We start from the raw sequence: 14,254 nt of genomic DNA, 5'->3' as shown, positions 1-14,254 counted from the left end.
TCGCGATGTTTAACGCGCCCGCGACGGAACCGAGCGGGTGCGGCCGCTGCCGTCGATGGCAACGAACACAAACACCGCCTCGGTCACCTTGCGCCATTCGCTGGACAGCGGGTCGTCGCTCCACACTTCGACCATCATCTGGATCGAGCTGCGGCCGATTTCCAGGGCCTGGGTATAGAAGGACAACTGTGCGCCGACGGCCACGGGCACCAGGAATGCCATGCGATCAATCGCCACGGTGGCTACGCGGCCACCGGCAACCTTGCTCGCCATGGCGGTGCCGGCCAGGTCCATCTGCGCGACCAGCCAGCCGCCGAAGATGTCGCCGAAACCGTTGGTTTCACGCGGGAGTGCGGTGATTTGCAGGGCGAGATCGCCTTGCGGGATAGGATCTTCTTGTTCGAGTTCGATCATGCCGGTGCCTCTGACCCGTGACGCTTCATGGGTATTTCAAGTGGATAGCCGTCTTCTGGAAAAACGTTTCAGCACCAACATACACCGCTCGATGCGTTTCTCGTAAGGCGTACTAAAGGGAAACTCTGCCAAATCGGCTGGTGTATAACCAACGGCGTTTTGGCACAGCAGCCCCTCAAGGATGCGGGTCTGGCGCTTGCAAGGGCCGAGTATATCGAGCCGTCGGCGCCACGACGACCTCCCTACGCTCATTTGGTCGGTAAATAGACGCTGTATCGCGGCTTTTTCCGGCAACTGTGCTCCTGCTCATATTAATTGCACGTCTGCTGCGGAAATATTTCGCGGATCTGAACTGTTAACGGCTCAACGCTGTGCTTTTTCAAGCGATTTGCTATCTTGCCAAGCCTGCCGCAAGTCCCGGGCTTGCCGTCCTGACTACTATAAGAGAAGCCTTGCCATGTCCTCCGTGCCCGCAAGCAGTGCGCAACCTTCGCGCCCGCTGACCCGCAACGACTACAAAACCCTGTCGCTGTCTGCCTTGGGCGGGGCGCTGGAGTTCTACGACTTCATCATCTTCGTATTTTTTGCGACGGTAGTCGGGAAGCTGTTCTTCCCGGCGGACATGCCCGAATGGCTGCGCATGATGCAGACCTTCGGCATCTTCGCCGCCGGCTACCTGGCGCGGCCGCTGGGCGGGATCATCATGGCGCACTTCGGCGACCTGCTGGGGCGCAAGAAGATGTTCACCCTGAGCATCTTCATGATGGCCGTGCCGACCCTGATCATGGGCCTGCTGCCGACCTACGCGCAGATCGGCCTGTGGGCGCCGATCCTGTTGCTGCTGATGCGCGTGATCCAGGGCGCGGCGATTGGCGGTGAAGTGCCGGGCGCGTGGGTGTTCGTATCCGAGCACGTGCCGCCCCGTCACATCGGTTATGCCTGCGGCACCCTGACCAGCGGCCTGACGGCCGGCATCCTGTTGGGTTCGCTGGTGGCCACCGCCATCAACACGCTCTACAGCCCGGAACAGGTGTCGGATTACGCCTGGCGCATTCCGTTCCTGCTGGGTGGCGTGTTCGGCCTGTTGTCGGTGTACCTGCGTCGCTGGCTGCACGAAACCCCGATCTTCGCCGAGATGCAGCAGCGCAAGACCCTGGCGGCCGAGCTGCCGTTGCGCGCGGTGTTGCGTGACCATCGTGGCGCCATCGTACTGTCGATGCTGTTGACCTGGCTGCTGTCGGCCGGTGTGGTCGTGGTTATCCTGATGACGCCGACCGTGCTGCAAACGATCTACCACTTCAGCCCAACGGTGGCGCTGCAGGCCAATAGCCTGGCCATCGTCACCCTGAGCCTGGGGTGTATTGCTTCCGGCGCCCTGGCCGACCGTTTTGGTGCCGGGCGCGTGCTGATCATCGGTTGTGCCTTGTTGCTGGCAACGTCCTGGACGCTCTATCACAGCCTGATGGCTCACCCGGACTGGCTGTTCCCGCTGTACGCCTTGACCGGCCTGTTTGTAGGCACCATTGGCGTGGTGCCCTATGTCATGGTGAAAGCGTTCCCGCCGGTGGTGCGTTTCAGCGGTTTGTCGTTCTCCTACAACGTCGCCTACGCCGTATTCGGTGGCCTGACGCCGTTAGCGGTGTCGCTGCTGATGAAGGAAAGCCCGATGGGCCCTGCTTACTACGTGGCGGCCCTGTGCGTGATGGGGATGGCCGTGGGTGGGTACCTGTGGAAGCGCGGGCGCTGACACGTTTTTGAAAACTGCCGGACAACCTTGTGGCGAGGGAGCTTGCTCCCGTTGAACTGCGCAGCCGTTCCATTCTGGGGGCCGCTACACGACCCAACGGGAGCAAGCTCCCTCGCCACAGATTTTGCCTTACAACGATTACAGATTGTTTCCACGAAATCGCTCCAACCTCCTCGCAAGACCCGGATTTATTGGCGTTTCTCCTTCCTGTCAGCTTTTTCATAAATGCTGGCCTTTCATCTAATTGTCATATTCCAGACATAGAGTGTTCACACGGCCTACCGATACTTGGCCCCGATCCAACTATCCCTATCTGCTAGGAGCAAGGCATGAAACTGAAACGTTTGATGGCGGCAATGACTTTTGTCGCTGCTGGCGTTGCGACCGCTAACGCGGTAGCCGCTGGTGTTGACCCGGCGATTCCGGCTTACGTGAAGACCACTGGTGTGTCGGGCAACCTGTCCAGCGTTGGTTCCGATACCCTGGCAAACCTGATGACCCTGTGGGCTGAGGGTTACAAAAAGGAATACCCGAACGTCAACATCCAGATTCAGGCCGCCGGCTCCGCCACTGCACCTCCTGCACTGACTGAAGGCACCTCCAACCTGGGCCCGATGAGCCGCAAGATGAAGGACACCGAACTGGCTGCCTTCGAGCAGAAGTACGGCTACAAGCCAACCGCGATCCCGGTTGCCGTGGATGCCCTGGCCGTGTTCGTGCACAAGGACAACCCGATCCAGCACCTGACCATGGAACAAGTCGACGCGATCTTCTCCTCGACTCGTCTGTGCGGCGCCAAGGCTGACGTCAAGACCTGGGGCGACCTGGGCGTGACCGGCGACCTGGCCAACAAGCCAGTGCAACTGTTCGGTCGCAACTCGGTATCCGGCACCTACGGCTACTTCAAGGAAGAAGCCCTGTGCAAAGGCGACTACAAGCCTAACGTGAACGAACAACCTGGTTCGGCGTCGGTTGTGCAGTCCATCAGCTCCTCGCTGAACGGCATCGGTTACTCGGGCATCGGTTACAAAACCGCCAGCGTGAAAACCGTGGCCCTGGCCAAGAAAGGCAGCACTGACTTCATCGAAGACAGCGAAGAAAACGCCCTGAACGGCAAATACCCGCTGTCGCGCTTCCTCTACGTCTACGTCAACAAAGCCCCGAACAAGCCTCTGGCCCCGCTGGAAGCCGAGTTCGTGAAGCTGGTTCTGTCCAAACAGGGCCAGGAAGTGGTAGTGAAAGACGGCTACATCCCGCTGCCAGCCAAAGTTGCCGCCAAGGCACTGGCTGACCTGGGCCTGAAAGAAGGTGGCAAATAAGCCGCCGGTAAACCTGCCTGGAACCGCGGTTTACCCACGGTTCAAGGCCTGGGCGGGGTCTGTAAGACCTGGACCTCGCCTCCCATTTTTAATCCGCTGCCAGCCCTGCTACGCGGCGGATTTCTTGCGTCACTGCATTGTCATCTTTCTGTCATACAGGATCGCTAGGGTGTGCGCATGAATGATCTGGCCAATTCCACCATGACGACGACTTCTCCCCCCAAGCGCATTGATTTCAATACGCCTGAGCTGCAACGCAAGCGCCGCATCCGCGCGCTCAAGGATCGCCTGACCCGTTGGTACGTGCTGGTGGGCGGCCTTGCCGTCCTGGGCGCTATCACCTTGATCTTCTTCTTCCTCGCCTACGTGGTCGCGCCGCTGTTCCACGGCGCCAACCTGACCAAGGAAGAGGCCCTCGCGCCTGCCTGGCTGCAGGACGCCGGCAAGCCGCTGATGATCTCCATGGAAGAACAGAACCAGGTCGCCATGCGGGTTTCCGACAAGGGCCAGGCGCTGTTCTTCAACGTTGACACGGGTGCCGAACTCAAGCGCGTTGACCTGCCGTTGCCGGCGGGCGTGACAGTCGCCTCCATTGGTGAAGACCAGCCCGGCAGCCCGCTGGTGATCCTCGGCCTGTCCAACGGCCAGTCCCTGGTGTTCCGCCACACCTATAAAGTGTCGTACCCGGGCGGCAAGAAGACCATCTCGCCCGCCGTTGAATACCCTTACGGCGAAACACCGATCGTCCTCGACGAACAGGGCCGCTCCCTTGAGCATGTCGCCTTGAATGCGACCGACTCGACGCTGGTGGTGGCTGGTTCCAGTGGTGCCCATCTGAACGTGCTGTCCATCAGCCGTGAAGAAAACATGATGACCGAGGAAGTCACCACCGAGCAGAAACGCATCGAGCTGCCGCAAATGACCGAGCCGGTCAAAGCCATCTTCGTTGATCCGCGCCAGCAGTGGCTGTACGTGATCAACGGTCGCGCCCAGGCCGACGTTTTCAGCCTGCGGGACAACAGCCTCAACGGTCGCTACAAATTGTTGGAAGACGGCGTGGCGCAAGTCACGGCCAGCACCCAACTGGTGGGCGGCATCTCGCTGATCATCGGTAACTCCAGCGGTGGCCTGGCGCAGTGGTTCATGGCCCGCGACCCGGACGGCGAACAACGCCTGAAGCAGATCCGTACCTTCCAGATGGGCACCGCGCCTATCGTTGAAATCACTGCTGAAGAACGTCGCAAAGGCTTCACCGCCCTCGACGCTTCCGGCAAGTTCGGTGTGTTCCACAGCACTGCCCACCGTACGTTGCTGGTGGACCAGGTGGTCGACGGCAACGGTATCTTCGGCATGTCGCCACGGGCCAACCGTGTGATCGTCGAGGCCGGCGGCAAGCTGCAACCGCTGCTGCTGGACAACCCGCACCCGGAAGTTTCCTGGAGCGCGCTGTGGAGCAAGGTCTGGTACGAAAACTACGACGAACCTAAATACGTCTGGCAATCGACCGCCGCCAACACCGATTTCGAACCCAAGATGAGCCTGGCGCCCCTGACCTTCGGTACCCTGAAGGCCGCGTTCTACGCCATGCTGCTGGCCGCACCACTGGCCGTTGCCGCTGCGATCTACACCGCTTACTTCATGGCCCCGAGCCTGCGCCGCAAGGTCAAGCCGGTGATCGAGTTGATGGAAGCGATGCCGACGGTGATCCTCGGTTTCTTCGCCGGCCTGTTCCTGGCGCCGTATGTCGAAGGGCACCTGCCGGGGATTTTCAGCCTGCTGATGTTGCTGCCGATTGGCATCCTGGTGGCCGGCTTCGTCTTCAGCCGCCTGCCTGAGTCGATCCGCCTGCGGGTCCCGGATGGCTGGGAAAGCGCGATCCTGATCCCGGTCATCCTGTTTGTGGGCTGGCTCTCGTTGTACATGAGCCCGTACCTGGAAACCTGGTTCTTCGGCGGCGACATGCGCATGTGGATCTCCCACGACCTGGGCATCACCTACGACCAGCGCAACGCCCTGGTAGTCGGCCTGGCCATGGGTTTCGCGGTGATCCCGAACATCTACTCCATCGCCGAAGACGCCGTGTTCAGCGTGCCGCGCGGCCTGACCCTGGGCTCCCTGGCCCTGGGCGCCACGCCATGGCAGACCATGACCCGCGTCGTGATCCTGACCGCCAGCCCGGGCATCTTCTCGGCGCTGATGATCGGCATGGGCCGCGCGGTCGGTGAAACCATGATCGTGCTGATGGCCACCGGCAACACGCCGGTGATGGAGATGAACCTGTTTGAAGGCCTGCGCACCCTGGCAGCGAACGTCGCGGTGGAAATGCCCGAATCGGAAGTCGGCGGCAGCCACTACCGCGTGCTGTTCCTCTCGGCGCTGGTGCTGCTGCTGTTCACCTTCATCATGAACACCCTCGCCGAGCTGATTCGTCAGCGTCTGCGCAAGAAATACTCGTCGCTTTAAGAAAGGTAGAAGTCTGTGAAACAGAACTCCCTGAATGGATGGTTCAAGAGCGGCGCCCCGGGCGTCTGGATCAGCGGTGGCGCGGTGTCCATCGCGGTCATCATGACCATTGGTTTGCTGGCCGTGATTGCCGTGCGTGGCCTGGGCCACTTCTGGCCGGCCGACCTGATCCAGGCCAACTACAACGTGCCGGGCCAGGAAAATCACATCGTCGTCGGCGAAGTGGTGCAGAAAGAAGAAGTGCCCCGCGAGCGCCTGAAAAGCGCTGGCTTGCCGGTGCCGGACCAAGGCCCGGAGTTCATGACCCGCGAGCTGATCAAGGTCGGCAACCGTGACTTGAACGGCAATGACTTCACCTGGATCGTCGGCGAGTGGCTGACCAACCAGACCAAGCCGGTCGAGTTGATGGCCATCGAGCGTCGTGAGTGGGGCAACTTCTACGGCACCCTGGTCAACGTCAAGCAGGACGGCAAGGTGATCGCCGAAGGCGAGGCGGCCTGGCCGGAACTGCAAGCCCGCGTGGACCGCGTCAACAAGCTCGCGGCCCAGCTCAAGACCCTCGAGAAGTCCGACATCGGCGCCATCAACTCCGGCCTCGAACGCATCCGCCTGCACGGTCGCAAGCTGGAGCTGGAAGGCAAGCTGGACGCCACCGCCCAGGCCGACATGGACAGCGGCCGCGCCGAACTGAACAACCGCTACAAGGATATCGAAGCCCGCCTGGCCGACCTGCACACCCAGTTCAACCGCGACAGCCTGACCGCCCGCGATGCCAACGGCAAAGAAATCGAAATCGGCATTGGCAAGGTGGTGCACGCTTACCAGCCGAACGCCATGGGCTACATGACCAAGGTTGGTTTCTACTTCAGCAAGGTCTGGGAATTCCTCAGCGACGATCCACGGGAAGCCAACACCGAAGGCGGGATTTTCCCGGCGATCTTCGGCACCGTGATGATGACCCTGATCATGGCGATGATCGTGACCCCGTTCGGCGTGCTGGCGGCGGTGTACCTGCGTGAATACGCCAAGCAGAACACCCTGACGCGGATCATCCGCATCGCGGTGAACAACCTGGCCGGTGTACCCGCCATCGTTTACGGCGTGTTCGGCCTTGGCTTCTTTGTGTACGTACTGGGCGGCTCGGTTGACCGGCTGTTCTTCGCCGAGGCCTTGCCGGCACCGACCTTCGGTACGCCTGGCCTGCTCTGGGCGTCCCTGACCCTGGCGCTGCTGGCGGTACCGGTGGTGATCGTGGCCACTGAAGAAGGCCTGGCGCGGATTCCTCGCACCGTACGTGAAGGTTCTTTGGCACTGGGCGCTACCAAGGCGGAAACGCTGTGGAAGATCGTGCTGCCGATGGCCAGCCCGGCAATGATGACCGGCATGATCCTCGCCGTGGCCCGCGCCGCGGGTGAAGTGGCGCCGCTGATGCTGGTGGGTGTGGTGAAACTGGCGCCGTCGCTGCCGGTGGACGGCAACTACCCGTACCTGCATCTGGACCAGAAGATCATGCACCTGGGCTTCCATATCTATGACGTCGGCTTCCAGAGCCCCAACGTCGAAGCCGCGCGGCCGCTGGTGTACGCCACCGCCTTGCTGCTGGTGCTGGTGATCGCCACGCTCAACTTGTCGGCGGTGTGGATTCGTAACCACCTGCGCGAAAAATACAAAGCGCTGGACAGTTAATTGAAGTGAACGCGGACTAAATGTGGGAGCGGGCTTGCTCGCGAATGCGGTGTATCAGTCATACATGGGTCAACTGACCTGACGCCTTCGCGAGCAAGCCCGCTCCCACAAAACGAATTGGTAGCACAGGGAGCATCCCATGCAACATGAAACCCATTCCCACGGCATCAACATGTCAGCCCTGGGTCGCGACAAGCAGAGCCTGAGCCTGGCCCAGGAAACCGTGGCCATCGAAGTCCCGGGCCTGAGCCTGTACTACGGCGACAAGCAGGCGCTGTACGACGTCAGCATGAACATTCCGAAGCAGCGCGTGACCGCCTTCATCGGCCCGTCCGGTTGCGGCAAGTCGACCCTGCTGCGCACCTTCAACCGGATGAACGATCTGGTGGACGGCTGCCGCGTCGAGGGCGCGATCAACCTGTACGGCACCAACATCTACCGCAAGGGCGAAGACGTAGCCGAGCTGCGGCGCCGGGTGGGCATGGTGTTCCAGAAGCCCAACCCGTTTCCCAAGACCATCTACGAAAACGTGGTCTACGGCCTGCGCATCCAGGGCATCAACAAAAAGCGCGTCCTCGACGAAGCCGTTGAGTGGGCACTGAAAGGCGCGGCGCTGTGGGACGAGGTCAAGGACCGCCTGCACGAGTCGGCCCTCGGTTTGTCCGGCGGCCAGCAGCAACGTCTGGTGATCGCCCGCACCATCGCCGTGGAGCCGGAAGTGCTGCTGCTCGATGAACCGTGCTCGGCACTCGACCCCATCTCCACGTTGAAAGTCGAAGAGCTGATCTACGAACTCAAATCCAAGTTCACCATCGTCATCGTGACCCACAACATGCAACAGGCGGCGCGGGTTTCCGACTACACCGCGTTCATGTACATGGGCAAGCTGGTGGAATTTGGCGACACCGATACCCTGTTCACCAACCCGGCGAAGAAGCAGACCGAAGACTACATCACCGGTCGCTACGGCTAGCAGGTGGCTGGTTGCTCACTGAACTGATGCTGCGGTCGACCGCACCTTACTGGACGTTCCAAGGACGCCAACATGATTAGCAAAGAAGGCCTTACCCATCACATCTCCGCGCAGTTCAACGCCGAGCTTGAGGAGGTGCGCAGCCACCTCCTGGCCATGGGCGGGCTGGTGGAGAAGCAAGTCAACGACGCCGTCACCGCGCTGATCGAGGCCGACTCGGGCCTGGCCCAGCAAGTGCGCGAGATCGATGACCAGATCAACCAGATGGAACGCAACATCGACGAAGAATGCCTGCGCATCCTGGCCCGTCGTCAGCCGGCGGCGTCCGACCTGCGTTTGATCATCAGCATCTCCAAGTCGGTGATCGACCTGGAGCGCATCGGTGACGAAGCCACCAAGATCGCCCGCCGCGCCATCCAGTTGTGTGAGGAAGGCGAAGCGCCGCGTGGTTATGTCGAAGTGCGCCACATCGGTGACCAGGTGCGCAACATGGTTCGCGACGCCCTCGACGCGTTTGCCCGTTTCGACGCCGAGCTGGCGTTGTCGGTGGCTCAATACGACAAGACCATCGACCGCGAATACAAGACGGCGCTGCGCGAACTGGCGACCTACATGATGGAAGACCCGCGCTCTATCTCGCGGGTACTGAGCATCATCTGGGTACTGCGTTCGCTGGAACGCATCGGCGACCACGCACGCAACATCTCGGAACTGGTGATTTACCTGGTGCGGGGTACTGACGTGCGGCACATGGGCCTCAAGCGGATGAAAGCAGAAGTTGAAGGTACGACCGATCAAATCCCTAATGTTCCGGGCGTTCCTGACGATAAGTAAGATTGCCCGAGAAATAAACGCCCGGCCTTTGGTCGGGCGTTTTCGTTTGTGGTGTTGGAATTTTTGGCAAAACGCCATCAGCGAAGCGTTATGCTTGCCGGGGTTTTTATAGGATGAAGGGTCGATGAGCAAAGTCAGTGTATTGGTGGTGGATGACGCCTCGTTTATTCGCGACCTGGTGAAGAAGTGCCTGCGTAACTACTTCCCGGGGATCAAGATCGAAGATGCGGTGAACGGCAAAAAGGCCCAGGCCATCCTGATGCGCGAAACCTTCGACATGGTGCTGTGCGACTGGGAAATGCCGGAAATGTCCGGCCTGGAACTGTTGACCTGGTGCCGTGAACAGCCTCATCTCAAAGCCATGCCTTTCGTCATGGTGACCAGCCGTGGCGACAAGGAAAACGTGGTGCAGGCGATCCAGGCCGGGGTTTCCGGCTACGTCAGCAAGCCATTCACCAACGAGCAGTTGCTGAACAAGGTCAAGCAGGCACTGAACAAGATTGGCCGCCTCGACGCGCTGATCGCCAGCGCACCGACCAAGATGAACTCGGCGTTCGGTAACGATTCCCTCAGCGCCCTCACTGGTGGCAAGCCTGACGCAGTCAAGCCGGCCCCGGTGGCCGCGCCCAGCAAAGGCCTGCTCAACAGCCCGCCGGTGCAGGTGGCTGCGGCAGCGTCGCCTGCCAGCGGTCGTGGCCAGGGCCAGTTGCGCCTGTCCAGTGGCACCCAGCAGTGTGTGATCAAGGCCCTGAGTATCAAGGAGGCGCTGCTGGTGGTGCGTCGTGGTGAAATCCTGCCTCAGGTACTGGAAAGCGCCGTGCTCGACCTGGAGCAGGGTGAGAACGCAGAAGTGGCGCGTCTGAATGGCTACCTGCATGCCGTGGTGGCCTACGAGCCCAAGCCCGACAGTGACTGGCTGCAACTGACCTTCCGGTTTATCGACCAGGATGCGCAGAAGCTTGACTACATTTCGCGGCTGATCGCCCGCGGGACCGCACAGAAGCATTTTGTGCCGGGTGCGTGACTTGATGGGGTCTCCAAAAAACCTGTGGCGAGGGGGCTTGTCCCCCGTTGGGCTGCGTAGCGGCCCCAAACCCTGTAATTGAGTTCTGCCTGACCCTGCGCGATAACTCTACTGGGGCCGCTGCGCAGCCCAACGGGGGACAAGCCCCCTCGCCACAGGGTTAGTGTTTGGTTCACATAGCACTGTCATGATCCCTTGTTAGCCTGCCATCCAGTCGTCCCTGGCAGGCCAACCCGATGCTCGTGCGCTCACTGCTGTTGTGTGGACTGTTCGCCGTTGTCATGCCGGCGATGTCCATGACCCTCTACAAATCCATCGACGCCGACGGCGCTGTGGTCTTCAGCGACCGGTACACGCCTGGGGCGCAGGCGTTTGTGTATCAGGAACGGGTGATTCCCAAGCCTGTATATCCGTCGCAACCCGCTTCCTATCGTTATCCCTTGCCCTGGCGTGGCGGGCCGTTCCGTCTCACCCAAGGCCCCAACGGTACCTTCAGCCACTCCGAGCTCAAAAGCCGTTATGCGATGGACATTGCCATGCCTGAAGGCACGCCAATCATCGCGGCACGTGGCGGTGTCGTACTGAAAACCGAGAACGAGCAGAGCGGGCGCGGCAGCGATCCATCGGGCAATTTCGTGCGGGTGCAGCACGATGACGGCACGCAAGGCGTGTACCTGCACCTCAAGCAAGGGTCGGTCAGCGTCAGGGAAGGGCAGCGCGTGGCGGTGGGCAGCCCGCTGGCGCTGTCGGGCAATACCGGCAACAGCAGCGGGCCGCATCTGCATTTTGTGGTGCAGCGCACGACGGCGTCGGGGCTGGTGTCGATTCCCTATGAATTCAACCAGCCGGTGCAGGCGTTGCCCAACTTTGCGTTGGGCACGCGGTAAGGCTTTTGTAGGAGCGAGCTTGCTCGCGAAAAACCTGAGGGCGCTGCCGGGTGTCAGGATCCCAGCGTTATCGTTAACGTCCTTCGCGAGCAAGCTCGCTCCTACAGGGGGTGTGCCCTAGTCGAGCAACAGCACCTTGGCCAACACGATCTTCGGCCCTTTCATCTTCTTGATGATGATGCGCAGGCCTTCGACTTCCAGCACTTCTTCCTCTTCCGGCACCCGTTTCAGGGTGTCGTAGATCAGCCCGGCCAGGGTTTCGGCCTCGATGTGGTCCAGGTCGACGCCCAGCAGGCGCTCCACCTTGAACAGCGGCGTGTCGCCACGCACCAGCAATTTGCCCGGCTGGTAAGCGAGGATGCCGCGCTCGGCCTTGCGGTGTTCGTCCTGGATGTCGCCTACCAGTACTTCCAGCACGTCTTCCATGGTCAGGTAGCCGATGACCTTGCCGTCGGCCTCTTCCACCAGGGCGAAGTGCGCGCCGCCTTTACGGAACTGCTCGAGCAGTTGCGACAGCGGCATATGGCGCGATACGCGTTCCAGCGGGCGGGTCAGCTCGGCCAGGTTGAACGACTCGGGAATGTGGTCCAGGGCCGCCAGTTCCAGCAGCAGGTCCTTGATGTGCAGCAGGCCGACGAACTCGTTGCGCACGGCGTCGTACACCGGGTAACGGCTGAACTTGTGGCGACGGAACAGCGCCAGGATTTCCTTGAGCGGTGCGTTGAAGTCCAGGGTCACCAGGTCTTCCCGGGAGTTGGCCCAGTCCACCACTTCCAGCTCGCCCATTTCCACGGCGGAGGCCAACACGCGCATGCCTTGGTCGCTCGGGTCCTGGCCACGGCTGGAGTGCAGGATCAGTTTCAGTTCTTCACGGCTGTAATGGTGCTCGTGGTGCGGGCCAGGCTCGCCTTGGCCGGCGATGCGCAGGATGGCGTTGGCACTGGCGTTGAGCAGGTAGATCGCCGGGTACATGGCCCAGTAGAACAGGTACAGCGGCACGGCGGTCCACAGCGACAGCAACTCGGGCTTGCGAATGGCCCAGGACTTGGGCGCCAGTTCACCAACCACGATGTGCAGGTACGAGATCACGAAGAAGGCGGCAAAGAACGACACGCCCTTGATCACTTCCGGCGACTGCACACCGATCGCCCCCAGCAACGGCTCGAGGATGTGCGCGAAGGCCGGCTCACCGACCCAGCCCAGGCCCAGGGAGGCGAGGGTGATACCCAACTGGCAGGCCGACAGATAGGCGTCGAGCTGGCTGTGTACGGTGCGCAGGATCTGCCCGCGCCAGCCGTTCTTGTGGGCGATGGCCTCGACCCGGGTCGAGCGCAGTTTGACCATGGCAAATTCCGCCGCAACGAAAAAGCCGTTGAGCAGTACCAGGATCAGTGCAAAAAGAATCATGCCGAAGTCGGCGAAGAGTGTCGCGAGGGTGATGCCAGGGGAAGGGTCCATGATGGGGTTTTGCGGGTTCCGTCTAATCGAAAAGGGTGAGCAGGTGGGCCTGAAAGGCAGGCGCAAGTCCGCCAATGTAGCGGCTGACGGGGCGCTTGCCTAGTGGCGGCTGCCGGGCGGAGGGTCACTCGTCCTGATGAAGGACCCGGGAACGTGTCACCTGGGCCGGCGGGAAATGGCAGGTAAAGGTACTGCCGTGGCCGAGCACGCTACTGATTTCCAGCCGCGCGCGATGGCGCAGCAGCACATGTTTGACGATGGCCAGGCCGAGTCCGGTGCCGCCGGTGTTGGAGTTGCGGCTGGAGTCGACGCGGTAGAAACGCTCGGTGAGGCGCGGCAAATGCTTGGCGTCGATGCCCATCCCGGAGTCCTGCACGCTGAGGTGTGCGCCCTGGTCGTCGGCCCACCAGCGGATGCGGATGTTGCCTTTGTCCTGGGTGTATTTGACGGCGTTGAACACCAGGTTGGAAAACGCGCTGCGCAACTCGCCCTCGCTGCCCTTGAGCAGTATCGATGGGTCGGCTTCAAGGGTGATCTGCTGTTCACGCTGCCCGGACAATGCCTGGGCGTCGCTCTTGATCGTCTGCAACAGGCTTTGCACCGGCACCGGATGGTTGTCCGAGGGGTAATCGGTGGCTTCCAGCTTGGCCAGCAACAGCAGGTCGTTGAGCAGGGTTTGCATGCGCGAGCCTTGCTGCTGCATCTGTTGCAGGGCACGGGTCCAGCGCGGGTTCACGTCTTCGACGTTATCGAGCAGCGTCTCCAGATAACCGCAGATCACCGTCAGCGGTGTGCGCAGTTCGTGGGAGACGTTGGCGACGAAGTCCTTGCGCATCTGTTCCAGCTGATGGATGCGTGTGACATCGCGCACCAGCATCAAATGTTCGTTATTGCCGTAGCGCGTCAGGTACAGCTGGATACGCACGCGGTCGTTGGTCGGTGACGGGATTTCCAGGGCTTCTTCGTAGTTGTCCTGCTCGAAATACTCCTTGAAACGCGGGTGGCGCACCAGGTTGGTCACCGGCTGGCCGCTGTCCTGGGGCGTCTTGAGACCCAGCAAGGTCTCTGCGGCGCGGTTCCACCATTCCAGGTTGCCGTCGCTGTCGAGCATGATCACCGCGTCTTTCAGTGCGGCGGTGGACTCCTGCACCCGGTCGATCACCGCTTGCAGGCGCCCGCGTACACGCTGGTCGCGGCGTTGCAAGTGGTAGATGCTGTCGAACACCTCGCCCCACAGGCCGTAGCCGTCGGGTGGTGCTTCGTCGGGTTTGTGCTGGCGCAGCCATTCGTGCAGGCGCAGCAGTTGCTTGAGGGTCCAGCCCAGGTAAAGGCCCAGGCCGACGGCCAGGCTCCAGCCGTAATAGCCGCTGACCAGGCCCACCAGCAGGCAGCCGGTGATCAACAGGAGCATGTGGCGGATCAGGGTGCCATGCCAGTTTTGGTTCACTT

At 61.3% G+C, this 14,254-nt stretch carries 11 protein-coding genes; 8 read left to right on the top strand and 3 right to left on the bottom strand.

What is annotated here, in order from left to right; all coding sequences use genetic code 11:
• Nucleotides 1–9 precede the first annotated feature (9 nt).
• Entirely contained in the window at nucleotides 10–414 is a 405-nt protein-coding gene (locus HX786_RS10655) for an acyl-CoA thioesterase (protein ID WP_003176975.1), read from the bottom strand.
• 457 nt (nucleotides 415–871) lie between these two features.
• Between HX786_RS10655 and HX786_RS10650 the strand changes: the two genes are divergently transcribed.
• The 8 genes from HX786_RS10650 (at nucleotide 872) to HX786_RS10615 (ending at nucleotide 11,347) form a co-directional block, all read left to right on the top strand.
• A complete protein-coding gene (locus tag HX786_RS10650; protein ID WP_003213403.1) occupies nucleotides 872–2,161 on the top strand; it encodes an MFS transporter in 1,290 nt (429 codons plus the stop codon).
• A 329-nt stretch (nucleotides 2,162–2,490) separates the two neighbouring features.
• Entirely contained in the window at nucleotides 2,491–3,480 is a 990-nt protein-coding gene (locus HX786_RS10645; protein WP_003213401.1) for a phosphate ABC transporter substrate-binding protein PstS, read from the top strand.
• 429 nt (nucleotides 3,481–3,909) lie between these two features.
• Complete coding sequence (locus HX786_RS10640; RefSeq protein ID WP_372846657.1) at nucleotides 3,910–5,943, top strand: ABC transporter permease subunit; 2,034 nt, start codon at nucleotides 3,910–3,912, stop codon at nucleotides 5,941–5,943.
• Nucleotides 5,944–5,958: 15 nt separating this feature from the next.
• On the top strand, nucleotides 5,959–7,629 hold the full coding sequence (pstA, locus tag HX786_RS10635) for a phosphate ABC transporter permease PstA (RefSeq protein ID WP_178912032.1): 1,671 nt from the start codon (nucleotides 5,959–5,961) through the stop codon (nucleotides 7,627–7,629).
• A 139-nt stretch (nucleotides 7,630–7,768) separates the two neighbouring features.
• Nucleotides 7,769–8,602 (top strand): phosphate ABC transporter ATP-binding protein PstB, encoded by an 834-nt coding sequence (pstB, locus tag HX786_RS10630; RefSeq protein ID WP_003213395.1) that lies wholly within the window; start codon nucleotides 7,769–7,771, stop codon nucleotides 8,600–8,602.
• A 72-nt stretch (nucleotides 8,603–8,674) separates the two neighbouring features.
• The gene (gene phoU, locus HX786_RS10625) at nucleotides 8,675–9,436 is read left to right on the top strand and encodes a phosphate signaling complex protein PhoU (protein ID WP_003213392.1); all 762 of its coding nucleotides are present in this window, start codon (nucleotides 8,675–8,677) and stop codon (nucleotides 9,434–9,436) included.
• Between the two features lie 124 nt (nucleotides 9,437–9,560).
• Nucleotides 9,561–10,460: a response regulator gene (locus HX786_RS10620; protein WP_003213389.1), complete on the top strand. Its 900-nt coding sequence runs from the start codon at nucleotides 9,561–9,563 to the stop codon at nucleotides 10,458–10,460.
• A gap of 236 nt (nucleotides 10,461–10,696) precedes the next feature.
• Complete coding sequence (locus tag HX786_RS10615) at nucleotides 10,697–11,347, top strand: M23 family metallopeptidase (protein WP_008439474.1); 651 nt, start codon at nucleotides 10,697–10,699, stop codon at nucleotides 11,345–11,347.
• A 117-nt stretch (nucleotides 11,348–11,464) separates the two neighbouring features.
• Here HX786_RS10615 and HX786_RS10610 read toward each other — a convergent pair whose 3' ends face one another.
• Nucleotides 11,465–12,805 carry a hemolysin family protein gene (locus HX786_RS10610; RefSeq protein ID WP_003213385.1) on the bottom strand — a complete coding sequence of 447 codons (1,341 nt, stop codon included), beginning with the start codon at nucleotides 12,803–12,805 and terminating at the stop codon, nucleotides 11,465–11,467.
• A gap of 124 nt (nucleotides 12,806–12,929) precedes the next feature.
• Nucleotides 12,930–14,252 (bottom strand): phosphate regulon sensor histidine kinase PhoR, encoded by a 1,323-nt coding sequence (gene phoR / locus HX786_RS10605; protein WP_008439473.1) that lies wholly within the window; start codon nucleotides 14,250–14,252, stop codon nucleotides 12,930–12,932.
• Nucleotides 14,253–14,254: the final 2 nt, after the last annotated feature.

Source organism: Pseudomonas sp. 21615526 (genome assembly GCF_013386245.1).
In the GTDB taxonomy this organism is placed as follows: domain Bacteria; phylum Pseudomonadota; class Gammaproteobacteria; order Pseudomonadales; family Pseudomonadaceae; genus Aquipseudomonas.
The sequence above is the reverse complement of the archived record's forward strand: the minus strand, read 5'-3'. Positions and strand labels throughout refer to the sequence as shown.

Excerpts from the sequence above, each read along its gene's own strand:
- HX786_RS10650 (WP_003213403.1), top strand. The coding sequence starts at position 872 with ATGTCCTCCGTGCCCGCAAGCAGTGCGCAACCTTCGCGCCCGCTGACC.
- HX786_RS10620 (WP_003213389.1), top strand. The coding sequence starts at position 9,561 with ATGAGCAAAGTCAGTGTATTGGTGGTGGATGACGCCTCGTTTATTCGC.
- HX786_RS10610 (WP_003213385.1), bottom strand. The coding sequence starts at position 12,805 with ATGGACCCTTCCCCTGGCATCACCCTCGCGACACTCTTCGCCGACTTC.
- pstB (WP_003213395.1), top strand. The coding sequence starts at position 7,769 with ATGCAACATGAAACCCATTCCCACGGCATCAACATGTCAGCCCTGGGT.
- HX786_RS10655 (WP_003176975.1), bottom strand. The coding sequence starts at position 414 with ATGATCGAACTCGAACAAGAAGATCCTATCCCGCAAGGCGATCTCGCC.
- phoU (WP_003213392.1), top strand. The coding sequence starts at position 8,675 with ATGATTAGCAAAGAAGGCCTTACCCATCACATCTCCGCGCAGTTCAAC.
- HX786_RS10615 (WP_008439474.1), top strand. The coding sequence starts at position 10,697 with ATGCTCGTGCGCTCACTGCTGTTGTGTGGACTGTTCGCCGTTGTCATG.
- HX786_RS10645 (WP_003213401.1), top strand. The coding sequence starts at position 2,491 with ATGAAACTGAAACGTTTGATGGCGGCAATGACTTTTGTCGCTGCTGGC.